We start from the raw sequence: 25,281 nt of genomic DNA, 5'->3' as shown, positions 1-25,281 counted from the left end.
CGCCGAACTCTTCGACTGACCGGGCAACCCTTGACTTGGATAAGTAGTGTCCGAGTATACTTGGACACTACTTATCCGAGTAAAGGAGAAAAACATGAAGATCGTCATTTTCGGAAGCGGACTCATCGGAAGCCAGGTCGCCGCCAAGCTCGCTGACGCCGGGCACGACGTGAAGGCGCTCGGTCGCGGCGACGGGATCGACATCACCACCGGCGCAGGTATCGCCGAGGCAGTCGAGGGTGCCGACGTCGTCGTGGATCTGACCAATTCCCCGTCATGGTCGGACGACGACGTCTTGGCCTTCTTCCGCGACGGAACCGGCCACATCCTCGCCGCGGAGGAGAAGGCAGGCGTCGGGCACCACGTCATCCTGTCCATCGTGGGTGCCGATCGACTGCCCGATTCCGGGTACATGCGAGCCAAGGTCGCCCAGGAAGACCTGGTCAAAGCGGGCCCGACCCCCTACACGATCGTCCGATCGACCCAATTCTTCGAGTTCGTCGCCGGAATCGCCGACGCGGGAACCACCGACGGCGCCGTCCACGCAACGCCGGGACATCTGCAACCCATCGCGTCTCGAGACGTCGTGTCCCACGTCGCCGAGGTAGTGACCGGCGCGCCGCAAAACGGCACGGTCGAGATTGCCGGACCCGAACCGCTGGGCATCGACGAACTGGTCCGGCGCTTGTTCCTCGTCACCGGCGACAAGCGTTCGGTTATCTCCGATCCCGAAGCCGGCTACTTCGGCGCGAAACTCGACAACTCGGCGCTGACCCCGACACCCGGTGCAGATGCATGGATCGCGCCGACAACATACGACGCGTGGCTTGCCGAGAAGGCCTGACGTCGACAACTCGAGCGACGTCCGGCCCGCACCGCTTTCCGCGGCGTCGATAGAGTCCAATCATGAAGCTTTCCGGAGGCGTGGAGTGGTCACTCCACTGCTGCGTGGTTCTGAGCCAGTCCGAAGGGCCGGTACCCACAGCCAGACTCGCCGAACTTCACGGGGTGTCGAAGACATACCTGGCGAAGCATCTGCGAGCGCTCGCGCACGCCGGTCTGGTCAATCCGACCGAGGGCCGAGACGGCGGGTACGTTCTCACCCGGGCTCCCGAGAAGATCACCGTTCTCGACGTCGTACAAGCCGTTGACGGCACCGAACCTGCGTTCCGGTGCACGGAGATTCGACAGCAAGGAATCCTCGCCGCCCCACCGGAACAGTGCCGTTCCGCCTGCGGAATCGCCAAGGTCATGGCCGACGCCGAAAAAGCCTGGCGCGCATCACTGTCGGGGGTCACTATTGCAGATCTTGCTGCAACCCTGGACCTTCCGGCACTCAGAAAGATCCTGACCACACCGATCACACCCTAGAGCAGCCCACACCCCACGAGACGGCAATCCATCGTTCAACTATCGGGTACCTTGTTCGGGGATCAAATCTTGACGAAGAATCTTCCGGGAATTTTCGCAAGATCTCGGAGGGGGTTTCATGGGAGTCAGTGGCGCTGCGGGGTTGGGGCAGAACATTCGTCAAACAACGGGACTGTTGAGTCGCTGGTGGTCTCTTGCGTACGACGGCGAATGGTTCCCGAGGTTCCTGGCTGCTCGATCGATGTTGGGGACAGCCAGGGTGGTCGTCACCTTTTGGTGTGCTGTGTTCGTGGCACTCGCCGTACTGGCTCAATTCGTGAAGGGTGGCGCAACCGAGCTCCCTGAACGGCTCGCGGCGGGCGCAGCATGCATGATCGCGCTCTACTGCATGATTCGCTGGTCACTCGGTCGGTCTTGGCCGAGTCACCATCAATCCGTTCGTTTCGTTTCGCTCACCAATATCTGCTTGTCCTTGATACTTCTCGCCGGAATCCATTCGAGCTTCCTGGCATTGACCGGCACCGTTCTGTTCGTGGTCGTCGCGAACTATTCGTCGGTATTCCACAGCCCTCGAATAGTCACCGCACAGATCACCGGTGCGCTGTTCGTCGTTGCGCTACTGACAATTCGAGCTGTAACCGATCCGGATACCGACTCTTCGCTGTCGGTGTCCACTGGATTCGTCATCGGGTGTGTTATCGCTTCAGCCTCGATGACCGTGCATTTCCTCGTCCTGTATTTGACCGACGACGCACGACACTCTTGGCGTGATCCACTCACCGCTGCCCTGAATCGACGTGGGCTGCACAATGTCTGGCAACAGTTGTTCGGTGTCGGCGAACTCCAAGGACACGTAGTCCTTGCGGTGGTGATCGATGTCGATTCGTTCAAGAGCGTCAACGACAAACTGGGTCACGCGGAAGGCGATCGGATGCTGGTGACAGTCGGCCGGCGCCTGAACTCGGTGGTCGGAGAGGTCGGGCTGGTGGCGCGGACTGGCGGCGACGAGTTCGTGATTCTCATGCCCGTGGAGCCACGTCGCATCGAACAAACCGTGGTGGACATTCACAATTCGATATCGCGGCCCGCCGGCCGGCAGTCGATTTCCGTGAGCGTCGGAGCCAGCGTGTGGCTGTCCTCGACAATCCCGGACGCTTCGGGAACCATCGATCGGATTCTTGCCGACGCCGACAACGCGATGTATCGGGCGAAACGACGAGGTGGAGACCAGGTAGCTTGGGCAGTAACGCATCTGAGCTGAATCGACACGATTACCTGTCGATCGAATTCAGAGCGCCGCTTCGCTGTCGTTCGCCGGATCCAGCTGATCCTGGGTTGCCGCCCAACTCGCCAGGAGTTTGAGTGCGTCAGCCGTGGGCGTCCCCGGCGCCGCGGTGTAGACCAGCAGTGTCAGCCCGGGATTGGACGGCAGTTCCATCGCCTCGAAGTTCAGCTCCAGGTCGCCGACGACGGGGTGACGAACCTTCTTGAATCCCGTCCGATGAAAGCGCACATTGTGTTTCGCCCACCGGGTGCGGAATACCTCACTGCGAGTGGCAAGTTCACCGATGAGCTCGGTCAGCGCCCTGTCATGGGGATTGCGCCCCGCTTCCGAGCGGAGCATCGCGGCGATGTCGTCTGCCGCGCGCTCCCAATCCACGAAGAAGTCCTGCGATGCCGGGTCCAGGTACACGAAGCGGGCGTTGTTCGCCGGCCTACGTGGATCGGCCAACACCGGCGAATACAACGCGCGCGCCATACGATTGGCCGCCAGCATGTCGTGCCTGGCATTACGTACCCACGCCGGTGCGTCGGTGATGGCGTCGAGTATCTGCTGAATCGCCGGGCTCACGCCCTTGGGGGCGGGACGCTTTCTACTCGGTGCGCCTGCACTGGCGGCCTTCGCGAGGTCGTACAAATGGGCAGTTTCGGCTTCGTCGAGTTGCAGTGCTCGGGAAAGACTTTCGAGCACCGAGTCCGACGCTCCCGCCAAATTTCCGCGTTCCATGCGCACGTAGTAGTCGATGCTCACACCGGCGAGCAGAGCGACTTCCTCACGGCGCAACCCCTTGACGCGACGGTTTCCGCCGTAAGCCGGGAGCCCTGCCTGCTCGGGTGTGATGCGAGCACGACGGGAGCTGAGGAATTCGCGGATCTCGGCTCGGTTGTCCATGCAGTTCACGTTACTCGAGCGGCGAAGACCGAGGGAGGTACTGCCGTTACCTGGAACAACAGACACTCCCGCGCCCGCGAGGCGCGGCGTTGACTGATAGCAGTCGACCGGTCCACGCCGAAACGTCGACTTCGAAGCACGCGACACCAGAAGCAAGAGGGGACACCATGCGAGCAACCATCATGTACGGCGCCGGAGACGTTCGAGTCGAAACCGTGCCCGATCCGGCACTGCAGCAGCCGGCGGACGCGATCGTACGGGTCGTCAGGGCGTGCGTTTGCGGCTCTGACCTGCACCCTTACCACAACATGCCGGCCACGCCCGGTGGTTCCCCGATGGGCCACGAATTTGTCGGAGTGGTCGAAGAGACCGGTCGCGAGGTGTCCACGTTGAAGAAGGGCGACTTCGTCATCGCCCCCTTCGCCTGGTCCGACGGGACGTGCGACTTCTGCCGCGAAGGCTTGCAGACGTCTTGCCGACACGGTGGATTCTGGGCCGGAAACGGGATCGGAGGCGGTCAGGCAGAGGCCATCCGAGTGCCGTTGGCAGACGGCACCCTGGTCAAGGCGCCGGTCGGTGAGGATTCCGAACTCCTACCGTCACTGCTCACACTCTCCGACGTCTTCGGCACCGGCTATCACGCGGCGGTCAAGGGTGGCGTCAACCAACGCACTACGGTCACGGTCATCGGTGATGGAGCCGTGGGGCTGATGGCAGTGCTCTCCGCCAAACGCCTCGGCGCCGAGCGCATCATCCTCATGGGGCGCCACAAGACCCGCACGGATCTCGGTCTCGAGTTCGGAGCCACCGACGTGGTTGCCGAACGTGGAGACGAGGGCATCGAGAAAGTCCGCGAACTGACCGGAGGCGACGGCACTCATGTCGTCCTCGAAGCGGTAGGTCACATGCCTGCCTACGAGCAGTCGCTCGGAGTTGTCCGACCGGGCGGCGTCATCAGCCGAGTCGGGGTACCACAATACGAAGAAGCTCCAATCGGATTCGGGACACTCTTCGGACCCAACATCACACTCACCGGTGGACCGGCCCCGGTGCGCGCGTACATCGAAGAGCTGATGCCGGATGTGCTCGATGGAAAGATCGAGCCGGGCAAGGTCTTCGACCACACCGTCGGACTCGACGACGTAGCGGAAGGCTACCGAGCCATGGACTCCCGTGAATCGTTGAAGGTCCTCGTCCGCCCGTAGTCCACCACTTGCGAAAGTCCACCACTTGCGAAGAAGAAGCGCGTGACCCACACTGCCAACCGTCCCGTTGCCGGTCGCATCAATTCCACCGCGATCCTGGCGATCATTCTGATCAGCTATTTCATGATCCTGCTCGACAATTCGATCATCTTCACCGGGCTACCCAGCATCCAAAGCAGCATGGGTTACTCGGCAACCGGGTTGTCCTGGGTCCAGGACGCCTACACCCTGGTGTTCGGCGGGCTTCTCCTGCTGGGTGCTCGTCTCGGGGACATCTTCGGCCGTCGTCGCGTATTCGTGGCCGGTCTCGCGATTTTCGCGATTGCGTCGTTTCTCGTCGGGGTCGCGCCGAACGGTTGGTGGCTCATCGCAGCGCGCGCTCTCCAAGGCGTCGGAGCCGCAGTGGTGGCCCCGGCGTCGCTGTCACTGCTGACCGCCAGCTTCCCGCCCGGCCCGGAGCGAACGCGCGCTGTTGCCTGGTACGGCGCTGCTGCGGGAATAGGCGCCAGCCTCGGACTCGTGATCGGCGGCGCCCTTGCCGACTGGGTGTCTTGGCGCGCAGGCTTTTTCATCAACGTTCCGATCGGTATCGCGATGATCGCTCTCGCTCCCCGGTTCATTCCGGAAACCGAGCCCCACTCCGGACGTTTCGATGTGGCCGGCGCTGTTCTCGCCACACTCGGGATGACCGCGATCGTCTTCGGCACCGTCAACTCGGCCGAAGCGGGGTGGACCTCACCGATCACCGTTGCGACACTGGCGGCCGGGGCGATACTACTGACCTTGCTCTTCCTCAACGAAGCGAGAGCGGAGCAGCCGATCATGCCACTGAGGTTGTTCCGTAGCCGGGAGCGATCCGGGGCGTACGCCGCCCGAATGCTCTATCTGGGTGCCATGATCGGATTCTTCTACTTCACGACTCAGCTACTCCAAGGCGTCATGGGCTTCAGCGCGTTCCAAGCAGGCATCGCCTTCTTCCCGATGACGATCGTCAATTTTGCTGTGGCGATGCTTATTCCGCGACTGACACCGCGATTCGGAAATTCCGCAATTCTGTCGGTTGGCATTGCCGTCACCCTAGCCGGGATGGCGTGGCTCAGTCTGGTCCATCCCGGCAGCACGTACCTCACCGCGATAGCACTTCCGATGATCTTGATCGGCGCCGGACAGGGGTTGGCTTTCGCCCCACTGACTTCTGCTGGCATCTCCGGGGTACAGGCCGAATATGCCGGTGCTGCATCAGGATTGGTCAACACTGCACATCAACTGGGCAGTGCCCTCGGACTCGGCATCCTCGTCGCAGTCTCCGCGGGCGCCGGATCCTCTGCCGACGACGCTACAACGGCACTCACCGATCACGTATCAACGGCTCTCACCGCAGGCACCGCCCTGCTCGCCGCTTGTCTCGTCATCGTCCTCGCACTGATCGTCCCGGCTACGAGAACGCGAAGTACCGCAAAGCAATTCGACCAGGAGAAAGGAAGCCGAGATGTCGCACTCGTGGACCGAGGCTGAACTGACCAAGATCGGCGACGCCGAGGAGTTGCAGGTCTCCTCGTACCGCCGAGACGGAACCGCAAGGCCGTACGTCACGATTTGGGTTGTCCGTACCGACAACCAACTGTACGTTCGCTCGGCCTACGGAACCGACAACCCGTGGTTCGTCCGAGCAACGGCAAGTGGAACGGGCCGAATCCGAGCAGGAGGAATCGAGCGGGACGTGGCGTTCGAGTCCGCCGCACCGGATGCCCACTCGTCGATCGACTCCGCCTATCACACCAAGTACGACCGCTACGGCCCGCAGATCGTCGGCTCCGTCACCGGCCGCGCCGCCGCACCCAACACCATTCGACTTGTTCCGCTGACGCAGAACTGAACCGCCCCTTTCGATTCCGAGGAGACCTCATGGAAATCTTGAAGCCCCAGCCCACCAGCAAAGCACCCAGCGACTGGTTCACCGGCGACGTCTGGTGGGACGTCATCTACGCCGGACAGGAGCCGTCGAGGATGCGCGCCAACATGGTTCGCTTTGCACCGTGCGCGCGAACCGACTGGCATTCCCACGCCCTCGGACAGACCCTCCACATCGTCTCCGGGACCGCGCTGGTTCAAGCTCGCGGCGGCGAGATCGTCGAAGTTCATCCGGGCGAGACCATCTATACCCCGGCAGGAGAGGAACACTGGCACGGCGCAGCACCCGACCGTTTCATGACCCACCTTGCGCTGTGGGAAGGACCCGGCGGCGGAAGCACCGAAACTACATGGGGCGACAAAGTCACCGATGAGGAATACGGTGGTCCCCGCGCCAGACGTCGTTGAGACCGGACACCTCTCAGATACGGCGCATCACGGAAACAACTTTGCCCAGGATGACCGCGCGATCGCCGTCGATGACGCTGTACGCGGGATTGCGAGGCTCGAGGTACACGTGACCGTCGCGACGCCGGAGCACCTTCACCGTGGCCTCGCCGTCGATCATCGCGGCGACGATCTCACCGGAATGAGCTTCGTCCTGGCGGCGCACCACGACGACGTCACCGTCACAGATCGCTGCGTCGACCATCGACTCACCACGCACCCGAAGTCCGAACACCGTGCCGGAGCCGACGAGCTCACGAGGAAGCGCAAGCACCTCGTCGGCGTGCTCCTCCGCGAGGATCGGCGCGCCGGCCGCGATGTCACCGACGACCGGAACCGTCACCGTATTCGACGACGACTGTTCCTTCGCGCCTACGAGGAACGGCCGCACGTCCAACTGCCGAGCCATGGCCGCTCCCCTACGGAGGAAGCCCTTCTCCTCGAGACTCTTGAGGTGCTTGGACACCGTCGACGTCGAGCGCAGACCAACCGCGTCTCCGATCTGCCGCGTGCTCGGCGTGCACCCGTTGGCAGCCACGAGATCCCGGATGGTCATCAGAATCTGCTGCTGGCGGAGCGGCAGGGAGGAGGCGTCGAGGCCACCGAACATGTCGAGATCGTCGTAATCGGTCACGATGAGAATCGTAGTGAGGGGTCCCGACATCCAGGCCAGGCAGTCGGAGTCTGCCAGAAACGGCACAGGCAGTTTGTTTCCCGAGCGGCGCATGGCACGCTGAGCTGATGGAGCCTCTCGAACCGATGCGCCCGGTCAGTGTTGCAGTCGACACGCGGTCCAAGACTCCACTCTGGAAGATGGTGGTGCTCTATCCGGCAGTGACATCGGTGTTCATGTTTGCCGCGCTCACCACCCGAACGGGAATTGGTCTTGTCGTACTCGGACTGGCCATTTTCGTAGTCGGCGCGACCACTTACGCGATGTCGGAGCGACGGATGCTTCGGGAGAACTCAGGGGTTCGAGTTCCATACTTCGCCGGACCTCCCGTCGCCCCGCGGCACGTCGATCTACTCGCGGCAGCAGGGATGCCCCTGCTTACGAGTGGAGCTGTGTTGACCGTGCGAGCGTCCGAAGCAGCGCGCCCCTGGGTCTTCATATCGGTGTTCGTGATAGCGATGGTCCTGGCAATAACTGTCCCGATGGTTGTGCATAACGCGCGGGTCAAGCGGACAGAATCAGCCTGAGCAGTCACGCCATACCGACATCTTGCAGCGTCACGTTCACCCTTCCCAGACGTCGGACCGACGTCTGGGTGGTACGACCGGTCCATCCCCCGGTGGAGCCGACTATGCGCTGGCGACCTTGCTATCAGGCACGACAGCAATATCGACCTTGCTGAACTGCAGCACACCGTCTTCGATCTCGGCGTCGTGCATCAGCTTGCGGTCGCGGTAGTAATTGTTGACCACTTTCCACGCACCGCGGGCACCCTGACGCGGCATCTCTCCGTCGCCGCGCTGGATGTAGCCCGAGGTCAGGGCTCCGCCCATGAGAGATTCTTCGGCGAAGTCCTCAGGTTCGGCGTGAACCTCGAAAGTCGTGTAGTCGCGCTTACGCATGATCTTGAGTACGCGACACAGATAGGACGCGGCCAGGTCGGCCTTGAGCGTCCAGGATGCGTTGGTGTAGCCGAGGATCATCAGGAAGTTCGGGATGTCGGAGTAGAGCACGCTCTTGTAGGCGACCGTCTCGTTGAGCTTGACGGGCTCGCCGTCGATGCTCATGGTCGCCCCGCCCAGGATCTGTACGTTCAAGCCGGTCGCCGTGACGATGACGTCGGCCTCGATTTCGCGGCCCGACTCGGTCACGATGCCCTTCTCGGTGAACGTGGCGATACGGTCGGTGACGATGTCGGCCTTGCCACTCTTGAGCACCTTGAACAGGTCCCCGTTGGGAACCACGCACAGGCGCTGATCCCACGGGTTGTAGTTGGGGGTGAAGTGACGCAGGTCCACGTTCTTGCCGAGTTGCAAGCGGATCTGGGTGAGGAACAGCTTCTTCGCCAGCTTCGGATTGGTGCGTGAGAGCTGAAAGCTGGCGCGTTGCAGTGCGATATTGCGGGCTCGACCGATCTTGTAAGCGATCTGATCGGGAACGCGTGCAAGCTTGAGACCCTTGGCCACAGGGTCCTCGGACGGTAGCGCCTGGATCCACGTGGGCGAGCGCTGCAGCATGGTGACGTGACCGGCAGTGGGGGCCATCGACGGGATCAGCGTGATCGCGGTGGCACCGGAACCGATGACCACTACCTTCTTTCCGGTGTAATCGAGATCCTCCGGCCAGTGCTGCGGGTGCACGATCTGACCGCGGAAGTCGTCCTCACCGGGGAAGGCGGGGCGGTATCCCTTGTCGTAGTTGTAATAACCACAGGCGCCGACGAGGACGTTCGCGGTCCACGTCTCGGTCTCCCCCGTCGCCTCGACCAGGACGGTCACGGACCACTGAGCAGTCGCGCGATCGAAGTCCATTGCCACGACCTTGCGGCCGAAGTTGATGTGGTCGGTGACGCCGTATTCATTGGCGGTTTCCTCGACGTAGTCACGGATACTGGCGCCGTCTGCGAGCACTTTGGTTCCGATCCACGGACGGAAACCGAATCCGAAGGTGAGCATGTCGGAATCCGAACGGATGCCGGGATACTTGAACAGGTCCCAGGTGCCACCGATGTTCTCGCGGCGTTCGAGGATCGCGTAAGTGCTTCCGGTCTGCTCACGAATGAGGTGGCAAGCCGCGCCGATTCCGGACAAGCCAGCGCCGATGATCAGTACGTCGACATGCTGTGTCATGAGGAAACTCGTTTCGTCGGTCGTCGCGAAGCTACTTCTGGCGTCGGCAGTGACCGAGAACGATCGGCCGGTTCAGGCCGGGTTCCCTAAGGTCAGCGCCAATGAACAGGGTATGTGCAACTGACGGTAACAGTCAATATCTCGACCCGGCCGCGTACGGAACATCGAGGCGCGACGCACCGGCCTCGCGGAAACTCGATCGAGACGCCTGAATGCCTCGCGCCATTGGGGAGTCGTTCACGCCGTCGACGGAACGCCCAATGGCTCGTCTACGCGGGATACTCATCGCCCAAATATTCAGCGCCCCAGCATAATTCGAAGGTCCACGATCAGGTGTCGAACGCGCGAGTTTCCATGGGAGGACGGGCAACTGCGATATCGCCGTAACCTTCGTGCGCATCAGAGGAAAGGTCACTGCGATAGCTAACCTGCTGACGAAACCACGCTGAAAGCAACGGTTTTGGTTCCGCAGCGAAGAGAGCGGGCGGAGTGGACCTCCACCGGAGATGTAGTCGCTATGACACTCTCCAGCACAGTCACCCTGTACACCACTCATAGCGATCGAGAGTTCGCCAATGCAATCGCTGCCGGAATCAGCGCCAGGGCTTATTCCGAGCCACAAACCGCAGACATGAGCCTGTTAAGGCATCACACCAGCGATCACGGTAGAGCGCTCGTTCTCCTACCACTCGGGGGCGTCGATTGGCAGGTGAAGGAGCTCTCCGCGCTCGAGGGATCGGTCCTGGTCGGCGATCTCAGTAGCGGCAACTCCATGATTCGGGGGCTCGCAGCGGGCGCCCACGCCGTGCTCAACTCTCAACTGCCATTCGCATCCCTGCTCGATGAGCTGCAGGCCGCGATCAACCCCAACTCCGCTCGGTCTGCACACGACAAGTCCTCGCTCGTACAACGCATCCGGTTGCGCACCGAAGAATTCGCACGAATCAGCAGTCTCACCGATCGCGAGTTCGAGATCGTGGGCCTTCTCTACGGAGGCTCGAATGTCGACTCGATTGCTCGAACCGCCCACATCGCACCGACCACGGTTCGCGCCCACATCCGAAGCATCCTGCAAAAACTGGGGGTGCATTCCCAGCTGGAGGCATGCGCGATGCTCCGCCGCTCTGGTCACGACGCACGCAGACACCCACTGGAAATTCGGATCGGACGCTTCTAGCAGGAAGTGCCCCAGACACACTCGCCGAGATGGGGTGCCGCCCCTGATCGAACTCGACCTTCGAAAAGATCGTCAATTTTGACGATTCGATGACGCGCCCGGACGTCGAATATTAGGTCCTACACGACACCGAAGACACGAGTGAACATCGAAAGGTGCATTCAATCAATGGAATACACACGCACAGTGCCGCGGCATCTCGTCCACAGACATGCTGTTGCCGAGGTTTTCTTGACGGACTACCGGATCGAATCGGACTCGGCGTACCAGGTTGCTGTGCAACTCCCGGTCTCGCACCGGATATTCGACGTATCGAGCGAGCAACACGATCCGCTCGGGGTGGCAGAAGCATTTCGACAGGCAGTGGTGCTTCTGTGCCACACCCGATACGAGATTCCACTGCACTACAAGTTCCTCATGGAAACGTTCAGCTTCGAGATGCTGGACGCGCTCGACGTGCAATCAGTCGCGGAGCCGTTGAGTTTCTCGATGACAGTGGACAACCTCACTCATCGCGACGGAGCGGTTTCGGGGGTCGAAGTATCGGGGATCCTCAGCGAGGGCAACCGGCACGTCGCCAGATGCAACGCTGTTGCGCGAGGAGTCAGCCCCGAGGGATACCGTCGAATTCGGCAAGGACGAGAAGACCACCGCCCGAGCCGACGCATCCTTCCTTCCGGAGCCGCGGTGGTCGGATCGGAGCGAGTCGGACGCCTAACCGATGGAGATGTGCTCATCAGCACTGATCCTGCTCGGCACGCGATGTTCTGCGCTCCCGATCCGCGCAACCACTCCCTTTTCGACCACCCCGTCGACCACATCCCAGGAATGATACTTTTCGAGGCCGCCCGACAAGCGCTCCGATTTCACATCGGCAACCCAGCAACAAAGATCGCCTCACTCTCGGCGGTCTTTCCGAGGTTCACTGAATGGGAAACGCCGTGCGAGGTGTCAACGATCCCCCTTGACGCGTCGGGCCATGTGCACCGAGTTCAGTTCACTCAAGAACTGGAAACCACCGCGGAACTCGAAATTACAGTTGCGGACCAATCATGAGAGGGAACGAACACGTTCTTCTCGTCGCGTCTACCACGTCAAGCGCTCGGTGCTTCCCACTCTCTCGGTGCAAGCGCCGCCAGTTGCATGACGTGCGCCAACTTGTCCTCGCGGACGATCGTTGGCAGCACCAGGTTCCACATCTGACTCAACCGCTCGTACAGATCGGTTCTGCCCGTCAGCATTTCCGAGAGAATCTGCACTCCGGTGAACGACCCCACCACAAATCGAGCCAACGCGTCGATATCGGTGCCCGGGACGATATCGCCGGCTTCGGCCGCTTGGGTTGCCACCTGCTTGATAGCCTCGATCCAATCGAGGTACGGCTGTTCGATGGGGCCTTGAATACTGCCGATCTCCATCGTCAACCGCATGCCACCTCGCGCGATGGGCTCGGTCACAAGCTGCCGAGCCATCTCCTGCGAAACGAGCACCAGGGTTTCGACCGCGATGTCGGAGTGCGCAGCAACCCGCCGGGTACCCTCCATCGCCATACCGTGCTGCGCTGCGATGACCGCGTGCGCAAGCTCCTCCTTGGACGCGAAATGAAAATACATCGCCCCCTTCGACACACCCCCGTGCTGCAAGATCGTGCCCAAACTGGCGGAGTACCCGAACTTCTCGAAGCTCTTCGCAGCACCCAAAATGACGGCCTGGCGCGTCAGGACAGCACGCTCCTGCATGATCTACCCAGCTCTCGTTGCCGACGGAATGAATCTCAACGATACGTCGAAAGAGCCCGCAGCAACGCTCTCGACACGGACACACCGTGACGACTCTGGTACTCGGGGCCACTGGTTTCATCGGCTCGGCAGTGATGAAACAGCTGGTTTCCCGCCACGGAAACGCTGCAATCGGTTTCGTTCGCACGGCCACCGCAGCCAAACAGTTCGGCCGTGAAGGAATCGCCACCGTGATCGGCGACATCAACGAAAGTGCTTCTCTACGAGTTGCAATGAGTCAGGCGTCGACCGTCATCTGTTGCGTGTCGTACGTGGGCGACGACGAACAACGGTGCGTTCACGTCAACCAACACGGCGTACAGAACGTTGCGTCGATGGCCGCCACCGTCGGCGTCGAACGCTTGCTCTACGTCAGTACCGCGGCCGTGTACGGGCCGGGACCGTTTCGAGACTTGCCGGTCAACGGCGCACCTCTCAGCCCCTTCTCACCTGCCAGTCGCACGCGCGCTCTCGCCGAGAAGTTCGTGCGCGACGCCGGAGGCCTGGTCGTCCGGCCGCATCTTGTGTACGGACCCGGCGACAGATGGTTTCTTCCGACACTGACGCGAATTGTCTCTCGCCTCGACTCGATCATCGACGGCGGTAGCGCTGTCCTGTCGGTAGTCGACGTAGACCTACTCGCCCGATCCATCTACGAGTTGTCGATAGAACAGCAATTTCGCTACGGCTCAACACTTCACGTCAACGAGCCTGTCCCGCGGACAGTCATCGACCTTCTCGAGCAACATGCACGAGAGACCAACTGGACTCTGCCCCAGAACTCTATCCCCCGCGCCGACGCGGTGAAAGCTGCTGCCCAGCTGAGTCTCGACATGCACCAGATCGACATGATCAGCCTCGATCACTGGTTCCGGTCGAGACTGTACTGATGGCACACGGATCACTCTCGCCAAAATACCTGTCTCCCAACCTTTTCAGCCCTCTCTATTGTTCAGCCTCAGCAATCAATAGGACCTATTTCGCAGTCACTACAGGCGAACAGAGAGAGCTCTGATCGACGAAAACCACGGCTGCACAAAGACGGCAGTGATCGCGCACACCCAAGAAGCGGCGTTCACGCAACTGGCAGCAGCCTGGGGCTCCCTTCCGTCCGCCTTCGCCGCCGAATGCAGTGTGTGGCGATCATGTCGTGCGCGACGAAACGGCCAGGAGCTCTGACATCACGGGAGAAGGCTCTCCATCTCACTGACCTCGGCTACCTTCATCTGAACCAGAAAACGGGAGAACAGATGCTCACTGCGGATATTTTGCTGTCGGGACCGCGCGGGCGACGGATGCTGCTCGCGTATGCGATCGACGCCGAACGCGCCCTGCGGCCCGAGCCAGGCGACGGCATGTTCCGCATCAGCGCTCACCGGGCGGCTTATCACCTCGACGTCAGGCAAGGCACCTCCCGAGTGTTGTTCGGCCCGGGCGCCGAAGAGGCCCGGCGGACAATAGTCACCGCCGAGGATGTGGCGCGTAGCCTCTCGGAAATCTCGCTCCCCGACGTCACCGCCGTCGATCTACGCTCCGCCCTCGCAGAAGCCGTCGATGCGGCACGCTACTGGCAGGAACCCGACGGAGAAGACGTCCTCGTCGCCACCGAGGTTATGCAAGATGAGCTTCGACGCGTCGCGGAGCACATTGCCGGATCCGAACAGGCGCAATGGTGGAGCAGCCCGCTTGCCGCGCCCGACCAATGGTCGATCATGAGCCGAGGTGAGGAATCTCCAGACACACGCGAGGTGCCTGCTGCGCAACAACTCCTCAGCGAGTGGCGCACGAGCACCCTGGAATCGGAAGCAAGAGCTGAACGTGACCGCCCGGTGGATCCCGCGGCGAACTGGTCAGGTTATTGGTGGTCGAATCCACCCACTCAGGGTTCGACGAGGGCGCTGTTCGACGGGACTCCGGCGGGCTTGTGGTTCGTCGAAGACAGCATGGGATGGGAGCGGGTCGTCGTGCGAGCATTGCGGCCACCGACTGGCGCACGCATCTACGAGATCGACAGCGCGCAAGCCTGGTCGGAGCTGTGCAGACGGTTCCCGCTCGAGGTCACCGCAGAAACGCGGCAGGTTTGGTACCGGACGACCGGCCGATCAGGCAGGTGGGTCATCCCGGACTGGGTGCAGGTCGCGGAAAGATTTGAGGGAGTGCACCTTACCGTGACGGGATACCTCGCGGCGGCAGGAACCGCGATCGAGGTCGATGCCGACACGGCGAGCGTCATCGCGGGTTGGGCACCCGACGAAACATACTGGTTCACCGATGCTGCCACCTACATCTCCGAGCCGTGTGTTTGGGTGCTGCACGACGGCCCGGAAGTGACCGACCAGCCCGCGTGGACGCTGGAATCGCAGCAATGACCCGCACGTGAGGGCCTGCTAGGTATGAGGTTCCGCGAGGAATCGATCGCAGTTGCCCTCCGAGTCGAGTCAACTGCCCCGTGCGCGGTCGGCAGGAGCACTCACGTGCACGCAGACATGCAGAAGGGCGATACCCGCCCAGGCCGATCCGAACCCGAGTGCCCTAGATCACAAAGGTAAACCTATCCACAAATCGCCAAATGTCCTACATTTGACTCATGCCGGATCCCCGTATCGCACCCACCGCACGCAACATCCCACTTTCAGTGCAGATCGCGGAACAGCTGCGGTCCCAAATCACCTCCGGTCACTGGGAACTAGGACAGAAGATCCCAGGCGAGCATCAACTTGTCGAAATGACCGGCGCGAGCCGCAATACGGTCCGGGAGGCCATTCGCGGCCTCGTCCATGCCGGCCTCCTCGAAGCGCGCCCGGGAGACGGAACCTACGTCTGCGCGAGCTCAGAACTCGAGATTGCGCTCCAACGACGCGCAGCGGCGGAGAACGTGCTCGAAATCTTCGAAGCCCGTGAAGCTTTGGAGCTCTACGCCGCCCGACTCGCAGCCGAACGAGCCCTGCCCGAAGACATCGACCGAATGACTCGGGCTTTGGATGGCCGAGACGCTGAGCCCGACGTCGCCAAATCCGTCGAGTACGACCTCGACTTCCACCTGGAGATGTTCGCAGCGAGCGGGAACCAACTGATCACGGACATCTACCGCAGTCTCGATCGCTCTGACACCATGAGCATCCCACAAGGTAAGTCCGACAAGGAGACTCGACAGCTGTTCATCGGACCTTGGACCGACGACGACCCACACCGGCAGCTGCTTGCGGCCATCCGTGACCGCGATCCGGACGGCGCAGCCGCCGCAGTGGTCCGACTGATGGACCACAGCCGATCCCTCTTTCTGCAAAACATGCCGAAGTAGCTGACACACAAGAGGTTCAGCGCACAGACAATCTCAGAAGGGCACACCTATGGCTAACGTCATCTCCGACACCGAAAACGTGGCGTCTGCCCCGAGCGCGATACCGATAATGCGCCGAGGACTCGTTATCGCTGGCATTCTTCTCATCGCAGCCAATCTTCGAGCCTCAATCACAGTCGTCGGCCCGCTACTCGGTGAGGTACGCACCGATCTCGATATCTCGTCGACAACAGCATCAGCGCTGATCAGCCTTCCACTGCTGTGCTTCGCAGTGTTCTCCCCCGTTGCCCCGGTCATCGCAGCTCGGTGGGGAATGGAACGGACACTCGCAGCAGCACTCGGCATGCTCGCCTTAGCGATCGTGATCCGCTCTGTTCCGTGGATGCCTGCGCTGTGGATCGGTACCGTATCGCTCGGCATGTCCATCGCAACAATGAACGTTCTACTGCCGGCGCTCCTCAAACGAGACTTCCCGACCGAAGCCGGCCGTTTGACCGGCATCTTCTCGGCGGTCTCTGCAGCCGTCGCCGCAACCGCATCCGGACTTGCCGTGCCGATCGCCGGTCTCACCGATCACGGTTGGCGGATCGCATTCGGAATCTGGGCTGCTATGGCTCTCATAGGATTTGGGGTGTTCCTTCCCCAACTTCGCCGACGCACGCTTCCGAAACACGATCATGCTGCGGCTTTGGATTCCCATCCAGGCGGCCATCGCTCCCCCTGGCGCTCAGCACTCGGGTGGCAGATCACAATATTCATGGGCGTCCAATCTCTCTTCTTCTACACCGTTCTGACATGGTGGCCCACCATTGAAGAATCACACGGCACTACCGCGGCTACCGCCGGACTGCATCAAGGCATCATGCAAATATTCTCGATCGTCGGCAGCCTCCTCACAGCAGTGCTCCTGCACAAACTGCCCAAGGATCAGAGAGGAGCCGTCCTCGGGCTGGTGTCGGTCGCCGCAGTGGCAGTTCTCGGCCAACTCCTCCTCCCCTCCTGGGCCCTGCTGTGGAATGCATTCCTCGGCATCGGCATCGGCGGATCGATTGTCATTGCCTTGTCCTTCTTCGCAATACGCACTGTCAATCACGGTCAAGCAGCGGCACTCTCGGGTATGGCACAGTCCGTCGGATACCTTCTGGCCGCCACCGGTCCCCTCGTTTTCGGTGCACTGCACGACGCCGTCGATTCCTGGACGACTCCTCTGATCGCGTTGCTGGTGCTGCTGGCCGTGCAACTCGTCTTCGGCTCCCTCGCCGGCCGCAACAAGACACTGGGATAAGCGAATCACGGTCGCCTCGAATCCACCCACCAACCTCCCCAGACCCGTGCCGCGACCCGAACTGTCGTCGACGTGCCGAGGTCCGAGGATGTCGACGAGACAGCGGGGCTCCCTCAACGGCCTACCGAATTGCACCCGGCCCATCCCCGACTGATGGATCGGAGCCGGAAGTCGATAATGAGGGCATGAACGAGACACAACCCCACAACCTCGAACGAGAGCGCTGGCGCACGCTGCCAACTCCACCGTCGACCGAGTTGATCGAGATGGTCGGGGACGGACCTTCGAGCGCAGACTTCGACCCTGCTGCACCAGTGGCACAGCAGGGGTGAGACAGTCACGACATTCCGGTATCCCGCAGGGTGATGTTCAGCCGCCCGGACGGCAGACCTATGTCGGGACTTGCACTTCCCGCAATAACTTTCGGCACTCCGTGATATGCGAACCGAGACTCTCCACCGAAGACGAAAAGATCACCCGAATGGAGTTCGACGTCGGTGTACGGCTTGTTCCGGTTCTCGGAATTCCCGAATCGAAAGACACAACTCTGCCCGACACTCAGTGAGACGACGGGAGCGTCGCAGCGCTCGTCCTTGTCCTGGTGCATGCCCATCCGAGCGCCCTCGTCGTAGAAATTGATCAGCGCGGTGTCCGGCGTGTACCGCTCCCCCGCAGTCGGATCATCATAGGCAGCGGCAACTGCGGCCCGGCCGAGGTCGACGAGCCAGTCAGGCACCGCTGCGACAGGCGCACCGTTCACGTCGTCGGCGGTGCGCGTGTACTTGTACGGCTGCCAATGCCAACCGAGACAGACTGTTTGCACCGACATCTTGTGCCCACCAGGGACAACAGCGGAGCGCATCGGTACGGGTGCGGTCGCCCACCGTCGGCACTCGGCCACCAAGAAGCGTTGCTGTTCGACGCTGAGCCAATCCGGAACGAGGATCGCCCCCGGCGCCACTTCCAATCGTGGCCGAGGAATCAGAGCGTTCATGGTTTCCACGCTAATCGGTTTCGAAGCATTGACACCCTCGGCATGGGCTCGTATCGTAATCAACAGGTTGGTTGATAAAGGAGATGGTTGACAAGTGATCGTGGATCCAGGGGCAGACGAGCGTCTCGACAAAGCGTTCATGGCACTTGCCGACCCGGTACGACGGCGGATCATCGCCCGCCTGAGCACCGGCCCCCAAACGGTCAACGAGTTGGCCGAGCCATTCGAGATCACGAAACAGGCCATCTCCAAACATATTCAGGTACTCGAAGCCGCGGGTTTGGTCACTCGCAGCCGCGAAGCCCAGAGGCGGCCGGTACATCTCAACGCCGCAACTCTCGAGGCTTTGACCGCCTGGATCGACCGCTATCGACTGATCCACGAACAACAGTTCCGCAAGCTCGATCACCTACTCAGCACCACACAGAAGGAGACTTAACCATGGCTACCACCAATCCCGTCACCATCACGGCTCCTGAGGGCGTGCCGTACATCGACATCACCCGCGAATTCGACGCACCCGTCAGTGCCGTCTTCGCAGCTCATTCGAATCCCGATCTGGTCAAGCAGTGGCTCGGCCCCAACGGATACGAGATGGAGATCGACGAATACGAGTTCGTGAGCGGCGGTCGATACAAGTACGTCCATCGCAACCCCGAGGGCGAAGAGTTCCGGTTCAACGGTGTATTTCACGTTGTTCGCGAGAACGACTTTGCCATCCAGACCTTCGAATACGAGGGATTTCCCGACGTCGTCAGCATCGAATCGATCACGTTCGAGGATCTGGGCAATGGACGCACCCGCCTCTCCGGCCATTCCGTATATCCGAGCCTCGAAGCGCGAGACGGAATGATCGAGAGCAATATGGAGCTCGGCGTCACCGAAGGTTACGAACGCCTGGACAAGATCGTCGCGCAACTCTGACCACCTGTTTGCCCGAACCTCCTCAGCGAAAGGCAGTTTCATGGACTGGACCCTCGAAGTAGTGATCGTTCCCGTCAGTGACCTCGACCGTTCCATCGAGTTCTACCGTGACAAGGTCGGTTTCGATCTCGACCACCACACCGTCAACGAACACATGACGGTCGCCCAGCTCACTCCGCGTGGTTCGGGCTGCTCGATCGTCATCGGCAACCTGCCGTCGCAAACCGAGATGGCCCCTGGTTCGTTGAAGGGATTGCAGTTGGTCGTGGCCGACGCTGCAGCGGCTCGCCAGGAGCTCATCGACCGCGGCGTCGATGCCAGTGAGGTCACCGTCTTCGACGAGCGTGACGGGGGCACCTTCTTCGGATTCGCCGACCCGGACGGCAATACCTGGGCTGTCCAGCAGCTGAAGGTCCGCGGCGACAAGCCGCTCATTCCGAAGGAGTACCGCGACCGCTTCGGCGCGTAGCAACTGCCTTCCAGGCTGCGTAACCTTCGGGCATGCAGACGGCACAGGGGCGATAGCCGGCCGCAATCGCGGTCGGCTCGTCCGCGAAGAACACCCGACTGGCGACATACCCGCCACGCGCGATTGCCTGCGCAGCCCCTCGACAGTCGAGTCGCCCGTAGATCTTCGTTTTCCGGTGCCCGCCAAGCACACCGGGCGTCGAACTCTCGTAGGATTTGTTGCGAGCGCCGCGGAGAATGTACGTCTTACTCGGCATCGTGAAGCACCAATCCCAATGTTCGACGCGTACCCGAGTGCACCACGCTGACACCATGTCGCACAGGGGCTCTCGACCACCCGCGAGAACTCTGCACCGGTCGATCCCGCGTGGTGAAGATCAACGCGTGACCTTGCCCGAGAACTGTCACCGTCCCTTTCGACTGGGCGCGCGGCCGCTGTTCCACGAGCAAGAACTCGCCGCCCGCGTGGTCGATGCGAGGTCTGTCGAGCCCGATCACGACTTGCAAGGGAAACACCAACTCTCCGTACAAGTCCCGATGCAATGCATTCCAGTCACCAGGTCCGTAGGACAGAAGGATCGGGGTAGGGCGATTCTGACCGGCGTCGTGACACTGATCGATCCATTCTTCGAAAGAATCCGGCCACGGTGCACCCTCACCCAGCTTGAACGCCCACTCCCGCGCCACGGGCAGGAGGTGTCGGTAGAAGGCGGATCGCATAGCCGTGATCGGCTCCGGTACGGGATCACCGAAGTACCGGTACTCCCCTTGGCCGAAGCGGTATCGAGCCATGTCGACGGTGCTCCGGAACCGGTCGACCTCCGAGTACCAGGAAGCAATTTCGCGACATTCCGACTCGTCGAGTATCGGCGTCGTCTGGGCACACCCACTGGAGTCGATTCCCTCGATCAGCGCAGGCCAATCGAGGGAATCAACTCGAGGAGACAGATCGGTGAAGAGGTCCATACGTCGTAGACGACGCGGCGGTCAGGAATGTGAGAATGCCAGCAGCTGCTCAGCCAGATCGTTGTACGTACGGGCGATCCCGGCATAACTGAGCACGGGTTCCGGATTCCAGGTCCCGATCTTCCCCGCCTTCACCGCGGACAAGTTGGACCACGCAGGATTGGTTCCGAGCGCATCCAGTTGCAAACTGGACGGGCGATCGTCGAGGAAGATCATGTCGGCCGGATAGTGGTCCGCCATCTCCCAAGCCAGTTTCTCGACGTAGACCGACGACCCCTCGGCCGGATCGACGACGGCAAGGCCCAATCCCGCCAGATCTGCGAGGATCGGGAAGCCCGAACGACTGACACGAATCGTGTCCGGATCTGCGGACGCGAACAAAACCTGTGAATTATTCAGCGAAGAAGCAACTTCGGAGATCCGTGCACGCGCAGCGTCGTAGTCTTTTCGCTGAGCCTCCATATCCTGGTCCGCCCCGAGTTCCACGGCCAGTTCCACGATCTCTTGCACGGCTCGGTCGATGGTTCCTGCTGCCGTTTCCACGAACAGTACTGTCGACAAGCCTTTCACCGCATCCAAGTTCGCCTCGTCGAGTAGTGCCGAACCACGCAGCTGAGGGACTATGACGACGTCCGGCTCCAGCGCAGCGATCTTCTCGAGTTCCACTTGTCCCCAGAGCTGCCCGACCATCTCGGTCTTCGAGAAATCCAAATTGCCGGAGATGCTGGTGTCCCTTGATCCCGGCGATCGTGTCAGTGCCCCGAAAACTCCGACAGGCACCAGTCCGTAATCCCACAGAGCACCCGCGATACCGGTGTAGGTGACAAATGTTCTTGGTGGTGAATCCAATTCGATCAGATTGCCGCGATCATCGGTGAAGGACCAGCCTGCATCGCCTTCGCCCCCGGCGTCTGCGTCCGAACGCGAGCAACCGGCCGCTGCCAGCGCAGCAGCCAATCCTGCTGCAGCGCCGAGGAACCTGCGGCGATTCCAGTCCATCTCGATACGCCGGTGCGGTCGTGGAGTGAACAGCGTGGTCATGTGTGTGCCCTTTCGGCGATTGGTTGAACTGTTGCAGGAGTTGACGAACGAGAAAAGAGAAGGATCGACACCAAACCCGTGAGCATTCCGACGCCGGCACAGAAGACCAACGGCCACAGCAAGGCGAACTCGTCCGGACCGACGAAGAGCGAGCCGCACAACGCAATTCCGACGGCAAGCCCGAGTTGACGCGACGAGTTGGCTGTTGCCGAAGCCGTCCCGGCGCGCTCTGCCGGGGCGTCCGACATCGCGGCACCCGGCAGCACCGGCGACACCATCGCCGAACCGACACCGGTCAGAATCAGCCCGGCGATCAGTGCGGGCCAGACCGGCTCGGCGAGAACGTACAGCATGGCCACGCAACCGATTCCGCAAAGGATCGTCCCGAATCCGAGCGACAGTCGAAGGTCGACACGCTGAAGCCGTGATCCACACAAGGCCGATACGAAGACAAAAGCGAGCGGTTGAATCGAGAGCACGAGTGCGGCCGCCGATGCCGACAGTTCCAGCCCGTTCTGCAGCCACAGTGAAAGGACTACGAGCGGGCCGTAGGCCGCGAGGTAGTACCCGAAAGCAGCGACGAGGACGCCGTCGAATTTCAGGGATCGGAACAACGCCGGATCGAGCATCGGACTGCTGCCTCGACGCTGCCAGAACACAAACGCCGTCAGCGCACCGATTGCGATCAGGAAGGCAAGAGCTGTCGACGACGAAGCCCACCCGATGTCGCCGCCCCACGTCACGCCGAGAACCGCGGCAACGGCAGCGAGGGTGAACAAAACGATTCCGGCCCAGTCGATGTTGTCGTCGCCGCGCTCACTGTCGGCGAAACAGAACACAGCCATTGCGAGCGCCACTGCGGCCACGGGGATTCCGAAATAGAAGACCGCACGCCAGTCGAAGAACTGCGTCAGCAGCCCTCCTGCAACGTTGCCGATTCCCGCCGCCAATCCAGCGACGGCACCCCACGCGGCAAAAGCCACGTGCCGATCGCGGCCCGAATATGCGTCGCCGAGCAGAGGCAGGAGTGTCGCGAACATCGCCGCACCGGCAATTCCTTGCGCGCCGCGAGCAACGACCAGAACCGTGATGTCCGGAGCAATCGCGCACACGGCCGTTGCAACCAGGAACACGACCAGTCCACAGATGTAGAGGCGTTTGCGTCCCCACGCATCGCCGAGTGCGCCCATGCCCACCAGAAGCGCGGCAAGAGCCAGCGTGTAGGCGTCGACGACCCATGACATCGCGCCCGTACTGCCGTCCAAACCGACTGCGATGGCCGGCACCGCGATCGTTGTGATCGTGGCGTACGTCAGTAACAGGAAAGTTCCGATGCATGCGGCGATGAGCGGCAGCCATCGTCGTGCCGACATGGTCAACCTCCGGGTAGGGCGGTAAGTGCGCCCTAACTATGAAGGTTCAAGTCAACTTGAAGTCAAGCGCCGCTTCGACACGAATGTCGAGCTGCTCGAGCAACCACGGGCACTGCATCGGACGCTCTTGCCGACACGTCAGGTGATGCTCGAGGATCAGCTTCGCTCGCGTAGCAGCGGCGATCTGTGCCTCGAGTGTCGACACTTGATCTGCGAGAACCGTGGAGAACTGCTCGGACGTGGTGTCGGTTTCGATGAAGGACCGCACCTGTTCCAAGGACATTCCCGTCTCGGTGTACATCCGGATCAATGCCAGCCGGCGCAGCTCACGCTGCCCGTACCAGCGTTTGCCGCCAGTTTGCGACCGCGCGGACAGCAGTCCTTCGTCCTCGTAATAACGCAAGGTCGACGCCGCAATTCCGAACGATTTTGCAACCTCGCCGATCGGGATCAAGTGCTCACGCATTCACCGATCGTAGGCTGAACGCGTAGGCGGTTCCGGCAGTTATGTGTGACTTGGCATACTGACTAACGGAAGGGGTCGCGTAAGTGATCTCACGGCAAAATGCTGGATGCGCTCGTTGAACGAGGGAGAGCTGTGCTGGATCCAACGCGACCTGTCGGGCCGTACTCGTCAGGAGTGCCCGCCACTGCCCTCGAAGTCCACATGCCGGACCTCGAACGCTTCGGCCTCGCCCAGTTGTGGCGTTCCGCGATCATCGCCGTCGTGTTGTCGACGTCGATCATGCTGGCACTGATCGTGTGGCCTTTCCGCAAGCGTGGACGCACGTGGGCTGACGCCGCCTCCGACGGAATGGTCGACGGCTTCATCGCGCTGGGTCCCACCTTCGTCAAGCTCGGGCAACTGGTCGCGTCGTCGTCAGGCCTGTTCCCCGCCCCCGTCGCCAATGCATGCCTACGTTGCCTCGACGACGTTCCGTCATTTCCTGCCGAGCAGGCCAGAAGCGTCGTGCACGAAGACCTCGGATACTCCGTAGACGACCTGTTCGCGAAATTCGACGACGTACCTCTCGCGGCCGCGTCGGTAGCGCAGGTACACGCGTGCGTTCTGCACGATGGCCGCGAGGCCGTCATCAAGATCCAGCGTCCGGACATCTATGCGCGGATGCTGATCGACCTGAGGGCGGCGTACTGGGGCGCGAACATCCTCGAGAAGTTTGTCGAGTTCCTTCGAATTGCCAATGCCACCGCCATCATTCGCGATCTGCACAACGCAACGATGACGGAGTTGAACAGCGCGGTCGAGGCCGACCGGCAGACCACATTCCGGAACAACATCAGCGCATTCGGTGACAACAAAGGAGTCACGACACCGGAGGTGTACTGGGACTACTGCGGCCCCCGAGTCATCTGTATGGAACGCATGCGCGGCGTTCCACTGGATCGGTTCGTCGCCGGTCCGGACGGCATCGACGAAGCCCGCATGCTGATCCGGCGCGGAGTGAAGGTCTGGCTCGAATCAGTCATCGTTCACGGTCCGTTCCACGGAGATGTCCACGCGGGAAATTTGTGGGTCCTCGACGACGGCCGGATAGCGATGCTCGACTTCGGCATCGTCGGCGTCCTTCCCGAGACCTGGAGATCCATCCTTTCCGACATGTTCCGAGCCACCCTCATCGACGGTGATTTCGCCCGTGTCGCCCGCGGAATTCGATCCTTGGGATATGCAACCGACTACGAGGTCGACGACGATCAGCTCGGTATGCAGGTCGCAACGGCCCTGGCCCCGATTCTCGGCCGTGACCTGGGTGAACTCAAGCTCAGTGAATTGATCATGGCACTGATTCAGTTGGGCAAGCAGTGGGGCGTTGCGAGTCCCGAGGAATTGGTTCTTTTCGGTAAACAACTCGGATACTTCGAGCGATATGCGACGGCGTTGGCACCTGGTTGGGTGATCGGACAAGACCTTTATCTGTTCAAGAACGTTTTTCCAGAGGCAGTCGCCGAAAAGGTGCAGGAACTCGGCATCACCATGCCTGACGAATAAATTTGTCCCCTATTTCCTTATTCTGCATTTCGTCTGTCGGGGTTAGCCTGTAATGAC

29 protein-coding genes are annotated in these 25,281 nt (G+C 61.4%); 19 read left to right on the top strand and 10 right to left on the bottom strand.

The genetic code is table 11. The annotated features are described in order from the left end of the window. Window positions 1-94 precede the first annotated feature (94 nt). From QRN54_RS28740 to QRN54_RS28730, 3 genes are all read left to right on the top strand, one after another. A complete protein-coding gene (locus tag QRN54_RS28740) occupies window positions 95-844 on the top strand; it encodes an SDR family oxidoreductase (protein WP_047271926.1) in 750 nt (249 codons plus the stop codon). Window positions 845-906: 62 nt separating this feature from the next. Next, on the top strand, window positions 907-1,371 hold the full coding sequence (locus QRN54_RS28735; protein ID WP_039973110.1) for an RrF2 family transcriptional regulator: 465 nt from the start codon (window positions 907-909) through the stop codon (window positions 1,369-1,371). A 118-nt stretch (window positions 1,372-1,489) separates the two neighbouring features. After that, the gene (locus QRN54_RS28730; RefSeq protein ID WP_007729732.1) at window positions 1,490-2,632 is read left to right on the top strand and encodes a GGDEF domain-containing protein; all 1,143 of its coding nucleotides are present in this window, start codon (window positions 1,490-1,492) and stop codon (window positions 2,630-2,632) included. Between the two features lie 27 nt (window positions 2,633-2,659). On the opposite strand, the gene QRN54_RS28725 is transcribed toward QRN54_RS28730, so the two are convergent. Further along, complete coding sequence (locus QRN54_RS28725) at window positions 2,660-3,544, bottom strand: helix-turn-helix transcriptional regulator (protein WP_064073862.1); 885 nt, start codon at window positions 3,542-3,544, stop codon at window positions 2,660-2,662. A 167-nt stretch (window positions 3,545-3,711) separates the two neighbouring features. Between QRN54_RS28725 and QRN54_RS28720 the strand changes: the two genes are divergently transcribed. Genes QRN54_RS28720 through QRN54_RS28705 form a run of 4 tightly spaced genes read left to right on the top strand, consistent with a single transcriptional unit; the run spans window position 3,712 to window position 7,068 of the window. After that, window positions 3,712-4,749 (top strand): zinc-dependent alcohol dehydrogenase family protein, encoded by a 1,038-nt coding sequence (locus QRN54_RS28720; RefSeq protein WP_063315610.1) that lies wholly within the window; start codon window positions 3,712-3,714, stop codon window positions 4,747-4,749. A gap of 42 nt (window positions 4,750-4,791) precedes the next feature. Beyond that, a complete protein-coding gene (locus QRN54_RS28715) occupies window positions 4,792-6,264 on the top strand; it encodes an MFS transporter (RefSeq protein WP_285183602.1) in 1,473 nt (490 codons plus the stop codon). After that, complete coding sequence (locus QRN54_RS28710) at window positions 6,239-6,625, top strand: DUF2255 family protein (protein ID WP_007729735.1); 387 nt, start codon at window positions 6,239-6,241, stop codon at window positions 6,623-6,625. The genes QRN54_RS28715 and QRN54_RS28710 overlap by 26 nt, the downstream gene beginning before the upstream one ends. Before the next feature lie 29 nt (window positions 6,626-6,654). Then, the gene (locus tag QRN54_RS28705) at window positions 6,655-7,068 is read left to right on the top strand and encodes a (R)-mandelonitrile lyase (protein ID WP_064073860.1); all 414 of its coding nucleotides are present in this window, start codon (window positions 6,655-6,657) and stop codon (window positions 7,066-7,068) included. Window positions 7,069-7,081: 13 nt separating this feature from the next. Here the strand turns inward: QRN54_RS28705 and lexA are convergent, their stop codons facing one another. Further along, entirely contained in the window at window positions 7,082-7,771 is a 690-nt protein-coding gene (gene lexA / locus QRN54_RS28700; RefSeq protein ID WP_174519486.1) for a transcriptional repressor LexA, read from the bottom strand. A 77-nt stretch (window positions 7,772-7,848) separates the two neighbouring features. On the opposite strand from lexA, the gene QRN54_RS28695 reads away from it, so the two are divergent. Further along, window positions 7,849-8,307, top strand: a complete 459-nt coding sequence (locus tag QRN54_RS28695) for a hypothetical protein (protein WP_054188457.1) — start codon at window positions 7,849-7,851, stop codon at window positions 8,305-8,307. Window positions 8,308-8,409: 102 nt separating this feature from the next. Here the strand turns inward: QRN54_RS28695 and QRN54_RS28690 are convergent, their stop codons facing one another. Further along, window positions 8,410-9,909, bottom strand: a complete 1,500-nt coding sequence (locus QRN54_RS28690) for a flavin-containing monooxygenase (protein WP_285183599.1) — start codon at window positions 9,907-9,909, stop codon at window positions 8,410-8,412. Window positions 9,910-10,426: 517 nt separating this feature from the next. Between QRN54_RS28690 and QRN54_RS28685 the strand changes: the two genes are divergently transcribed. Further along, the gene (locus QRN54_RS28685) at window positions 10,427-11,086 is read left to right on the top strand and encodes a LuxR C-terminal-related transcriptional regulator (protein WP_285183598.1); all 660 of its coding nucleotides are present in this window, start codon (window positions 10,427-10,429) and stop codon (window positions 11,084-11,086) included. A gap of 168 nt (window positions 11,087-11,254) precedes the next feature. Then, on the top strand, window positions 11,255-12,142 hold the full coding sequence (locus tag QRN54_RS28680; protein ID WP_285183597.1) for a ScbA/BarX family gamma-butyrolactone biosynthesis protein: 888 nt from the start codon (window positions 11,255-11,257) through the stop codon (window positions 12,140-12,142). 38 nt (window positions 12,143-12,180) lie between these two features. On the opposite strand, the gene QRN54_RS28675 is transcribed toward QRN54_RS28680, so the two are convergent. Further along, a complete protein-coding gene (locus QRN54_RS28675) occupies window positions 12,181-12,825 on the bottom strand; it encodes a ScbR family autoregulator-binding transcription factor (RefSeq protein ID WP_003940238.1) in 645 nt (214 codons plus the stop codon). Between the two features lie 86 nt (window positions 12,826-12,911). Between QRN54_RS28675 and QRN54_RS28670 the strand changes: the two genes are divergently transcribed. The 5 genes from QRN54_RS28670 (at window position 12,912) to QRN54_RS28650 (ending at window position 17,782) form a co-directional block, all read left to right on the top strand. Next, a complete protein-coding gene (locus QRN54_RS28670; RefSeq protein ID WP_065351496.1) occupies window positions 12,912-13,754 on the top strand; it encodes an NAD-dependent epimerase/dehydratase family protein in 843 nt (280 codons plus the stop codon). Between the two features lie 360 nt (window positions 13,755-14,114). Next, window positions 14,115-15,233, top strand: coding sequence for a hypothetical protein (locus QRN54_RS28665; protein WP_064073905.1), 1,119 nt, complete (start codon window positions 14,115-14,117; stop codon window positions 15,231-15,233). Between the two features lie 218 nt (window positions 15,234-15,451). Beyond that, a complete protein-coding gene (locus tag QRN54_RS28660) occupies window positions 15,452-16,165 on the top strand; it encodes a FadR/GntR family transcriptional regulator (RefSeq protein WP_054800661.1) in 714 nt (237 codons plus the stop codon). A gap of 49 nt (window positions 16,166-16,214) precedes the next feature. Then, window positions 16,215-17,450 carry a CynX/NimT family MFS transporter gene (locus QRN54_RS28655; protein WP_050656055.1) on the top strand — a complete coding sequence of 412 codons (1,236 nt, stop codon included), beginning with the start codon at window positions 16,215-16,217 and terminating at the stop codon, window positions 17,448-17,450. 185 nt (window positions 17,451-17,635) lie between these two features. Continuing rightward, on the top strand, window positions 17,636-17,782 hold the full coding sequence (locus tag QRN54_RS28650; RefSeq protein ID WP_020723613.1) for a hypothetical protein: 147 nt from the start codon (window positions 17,636-17,638) through the stop codon (window positions 17,780-17,782). 5 nt (window positions 17,783-17,787) lie between these two features. Here QRN54_RS28650 and QRN54_RS28645 read toward each other — a convergent pair whose 3' ends face one another. Then, on the bottom strand, window positions 17,788-18,444 hold the full coding sequence (locus QRN54_RS28645) for an alpha-ketoglutarate-dependent dioxygenase AlkB family protein (protein WP_037128920.1): 657 nt from the start codon (window positions 18,442-18,444) through the stop codon (window positions 17,788-17,790). 94 nt (window positions 18,445-18,538) lie between these two features. Here QRN54_RS28645 and QRN54_RS28640 point away from each other — a divergent pair, with 94 nt between their 5' ends. The 3 genes from QRN54_RS28640 to QRN54_RS28630 are packed head-to-tail and all read left to right on the top strand — an operon-like array spanning window position 18,539 to window position 19,837. After that, complete coding sequence (locus QRN54_RS28640) at window positions 18,539-18,883, top strand: ArsR/SmtB family transcription factor (protein ID WP_003939956.1); 345 nt, start codon at window positions 18,539-18,541, stop codon at window positions 18,881-18,883. A 2-nt stretch (window positions 18,884-18,885) separates the two neighbouring features. Next, window positions 18,886-19,368, top strand: a complete 483-nt coding sequence (locus tag QRN54_RS28635) for an SRPBCC family protein (protein WP_003940319.1) — start codon at window positions 18,886-18,888, stop codon at window positions 19,366-19,368. A gap of 40 nt (window positions 19,369-19,408) precedes the next feature. Continuing rightward, window positions 19,409-19,837, top strand: a complete 429-nt coding sequence (locus QRN54_RS28630; protein WP_003940449.1) for a VOC family protein — start codon at window positions 19,409-19,411, stop codon at window positions 19,835-19,837. Here QRN54_RS28630 and QRN54_RS28625 read toward each other — a convergent pair. Genes QRN54_RS28625 through QRN54_RS28605 form a run of 5 tightly spaced genes read right to left on the bottom strand, consistent with a single transcriptional unit; the run spans window position 19,800 to window position 23,682 of the window. Further along, window positions 19,800-20,093 (bottom strand): Ada metal-binding domain-containing protein, encoded by a 294-nt coding sequence (locus tag QRN54_RS28625; RefSeq protein ID WP_064073857.1) that lies wholly within the window; start codon window positions 20,091-20,093, stop codon window positions 19,800-19,802. The two genes, QRN54_RS28630 and QRN54_RS28625, sit on opposite strands and share 38 nt — an antisense overlap. Continuing rightward, the gene (locus QRN54_RS28620) at window positions 20,083-20,802 is read right to left on the bottom strand and encodes a 2OG-Fe(II) oxygenase (RefSeq protein ID WP_064073856.1); all 720 of its coding nucleotides are present in this window, start codon (window positions 20,800-20,802) and stop codon (window positions 20,083-20,085) included. Before QRN54_RS28620 ends, QRN54_RS28625 begins: the two co-directional genes overlap by 11 nt. A gap of 21 nt (window positions 20,803-20,823) precedes the next feature. Further along, the gene (locus tag QRN54_RS28615; RefSeq protein WP_064073855.1) at window positions 20,824-21,843 is read right to left on the bottom strand and encodes an ABC transporter substrate-binding protein; all 1,020 of its coding nucleotides are present in this window, start codon (window positions 21,841-21,843) and stop codon (window positions 20,824-20,826) included. Next, the gene (locus QRN54_RS28610) at window positions 21,840-23,216 is read right to left on the bottom strand and encodes an MFS transporter (protein WP_285183590.1); all 1,377 of its coding nucleotides are present in this window, start codon (window positions 23,214-23,216) and stop codon (window positions 21,840-21,842) included. Before QRN54_RS28610 ends, QRN54_RS28615 begins: the two co-directional genes overlap by 4 nt. A 46-nt stretch (window positions 23,217-23,262) precedes the next feature. After that, window positions 23,263-23,682: a MerR family transcriptional regulator gene (locus QRN54_RS28605; protein ID WP_285183588.1), complete on the bottom strand. Its 420-nt coding sequence runs from the start codon at window positions 23,680-23,682 to the stop codon at window positions 23,263-23,265. Window positions 23,683-23,814: 132 nt separating this feature from the next. Here QRN54_RS28605 and QRN54_RS28600 point away from each other — a divergent pair, with 132 nt between their 5' ends. Then, complete coding sequence (locus QRN54_RS28600) at window positions 23,815-25,224, top strand: ABC1 kinase family protein (RefSeq protein ID WP_019745620.1); 1,410 nt, start codon at window positions 23,815-23,817, stop codon at window positions 25,222-25,224. The last annotated feature ends 57 nt before the right edge of the window (window positions 25,225-25,281 follow it).

The organism is Rhodococcus sp. MEB032, assembly GCF_030208925.1.
Lineage (GTDB): Bacteria > Actinomycetota > Actinomycetes > Mycobacteriales > Mycobacteriaceae > Rhodococcus_F > Rhodococcus_F qingshengii.
This window is presented reverse-complemented; position numbering and strand designations above follow the sequence as displayed.

What these genes read in the sequence shown, in the direction of transcription:
- QRN54_RS28740 (WP_047271926.1), top strand. Translation starts at nt 95, where the DNA reads ATGAAGATCGTCATTTTCGGAAGCGGACTCATCGGAAGCCAGGTCGCC.
- QRN54_RS28735 (WP_039973110.1), top strand. Translation starts at nt 907, where the DNA reads ATGAAGCTTTCCGGAGGCGTGGAGTGGTCACTCCACTGCTGCGTGGTT.
- QRN54_RS28730 (WP_007729732.1), top strand. Translation starts at nt 1,490, where the DNA reads ATGGGAGTCAGTGGCGCTGCGGGGTTGGGGCAGAACATTCGTCAAACA.
- QRN54_RS28725 (WP_064073862.1), bottom strand. Translation starts at nt 3,544, where the DNA reads ATGGACAACCGAGCCGAGATCCGCGAATTCCTCAGCTCCCGTCGTGCT.
- QRN54_RS28720 (WP_063315610.1), top strand. Translation starts at nt 3,712, where the DNA reads ATGCGAGCAACCATCATGTACGGCGCCGGAGACGTTCGAGTCGAAACC.
- QRN54_RS28710 (WP_007729735.1), top strand. Translation starts at nt 6,239, where the DNA reads ATGTCGCACTCGTGGACCGAGGCTGAACTGACCAAGATCGGCGACGCC.
- QRN54_RS28705 (WP_064073860.1), top strand. Translation starts at nt 6,655, where the DNA reads ATGGAAATCTTGAAGCCCCAGCCCACCAGCAAAGCACCCAGCGACTGG.
- lexA (WP_174519486.1), bottom strand. Translation starts at nt 7,771, where the DNA reads ATGTCGGGACCCCTCACTACGATTCTCATCGTGACCGATTACGACGAT.
- QRN54_RS28695 (WP_054188457.1), top strand. Translation starts at nt 7,849, where the DNA reads ATGGAGCCTCTCGAACCGATGCGCCCGGTCAGTGTTGCAGTCGACACG.
- QRN54_RS28690 (WP_285183599.1), bottom strand. Translation starts at nt 9,909, where the DNA reads ATGACACAGCATGTCGACGTACTGATCATCGGCGCTGGCTTGTCCGGA.
- QRN54_RS28685 (WP_285183598.1), top strand. Translation starts at nt 10,427, where the DNA reads ATGACACTCTCCAGCACAGTCACCCTGTACACCACTCATAGCGATCGA.
- QRN54_RS28680 (WP_285183597.1), top strand. Translation starts at nt 11,255, where the DNA reads ATGGAATACACACGCACAGTGCCGCGGCATCTCGTCCACAGACATGCT.
- QRN54_RS28675 (WP_003940238.1), bottom strand. Translation starts at nt 12,825, where the DNA reads ATGCAGGAGCGTGCTGTCCTGACGCGCCAGGCCGTCATTTTGGGTGCT.
- QRN54_RS28665 (WP_064073905.1), top strand. Translation starts at nt 14,115, where the DNA reads ATGCTCACTGCGGATATTTTGCTGTCGGGACCGCGCGGGCGACGGATG.
- QRN54_RS28660 (WP_054800661.1), top strand. Translation starts at nt 15,452, where the DNA reads ATGCCGGATCCCCGTATCGCACCCACCGCACGCAACATCCCACTTTCA.
- QRN54_RS28655 (WP_050656055.1), top strand. Translation starts at nt 16,215, where the DNA reads ATGGCTAACGTCATCTCCGACACCGAAAACGTGGCGTCTGCCCCGAGC.
- QRN54_RS28650 (WP_020723613.1), top strand. Translation starts at nt 17,636, where the DNA reads ATGAACGAGACACAACCCCACAACCTCGAACGAGAGCGCTGGCGCACG.
- QRN54_RS28645 (WP_037128920.1), bottom strand. Translation starts at nt 18,444, where the DNA reads ATGAACGCTCTGATTCCTCGGCCACGATTGGAAGTGGCGCCGGGGGCG.
- QRN54_RS28635 (WP_003940319.1), top strand. Translation starts at nt 18,886, where the DNA reads ATGGCTACCACCAATCCCGTCACCATCACGGCTCCTGAGGGCGTGCCG.
- QRN54_RS28630 (WP_003940449.1), top strand. Translation starts at nt 19,409, where the DNA reads ATGGACTGGACCCTCGAAGTAGTGATCGTTCCCGTCAGTGACCTCGAC.
- QRN54_RS28625 (WP_064073857.1), bottom strand. Translation starts at nt 20,093, where the DNA reads ATGCCGAGTAAGACGTACATTCTCCGCGGCGCTCGCAACAAATCCTAC.
- QRN54_RS28620 (WP_064073856.1), bottom strand. Translation starts at nt 20,802, where the DNA reads ATGGACCTCTTCACCGATCTGTCTCCTCGAGTTGATTCCCTCGATTGG.
- QRN54_RS28615 (WP_064073855.1), bottom strand. Translation starts at nt 21,843, where the DNA reads ATGACCACGCTGTTCACTCCACGACCGCACCGGCGTATCGAGATGGAC.
- QRN54_RS28610 (WP_285183590.1), bottom strand. Translation starts at nt 23,216, where the DNA reads ATGTCGGCACGACGATGGCTGCCGCTCATCGCCGCATGCATCGGAACT.
- QRN54_RS28605 (WP_285183588.1), bottom strand. Translation starts at nt 23,682, where the DNA reads ATGCGTGAGCACTTGATCCCGATCGGCGAGGTTGCAAAATCGTTCGGA.